The organism is Halomonas sp. ND22Bw (genome assembly GCF_003011945.1).
Classification (GTDB): Bacteria; Pseudomonadota; Gammaproteobacteria; order Pseudomonadales; family Halomonadaceae; genus Halomonas; species Halomonas halophila.
Window position 1 is genome coordinate 1 of record NZ_PXWD01000591.1, and the last position, 292, is coordinate 292.

The following is a 292-nucleotide window of genomic DNA, read 5'->3' on the forward strand; positions in this document are numbered from 1 at the left end:
CCGCCGAGAAGGCGGCCGAGAAGGCCGGCGACAGCTACGTCACCGTCGAGCGCCTGCTTCTCGCCCTCGCGGTTGAGAAGGACACCGAGGCCGGCCGCGCACTGGCGGCGGCGGGCGTCACCGCGGCCTCGCTCAACGGTGCCATCAATGCGCTCCGCAAGGGCCGCACCGCGGACAACGCCACGGCCGAGAACGCCTACGACGCCCTCAAGAAGTACGCTCGCGACCTCACGGAAGCGGCGCGCGAGGGCAAGCTCGACCCGGTGATCGGCCGCGACGAGGAGATTCGCCG

The 292-nt window shown here is 71.9% G+C and carries 1 protein-coding gene; it reads left to right on the forward strand.

The genetic code is table 11. From position 1 onward, the window contains the following. A partial coding sequence (locus tag CVH10_RS19515; protein ID WP_369335895.1) for a Clp protease N-terminal domain-containing protein occupies positions 1 to 292 on the forward strand: 292 nt, incomplete at both ends.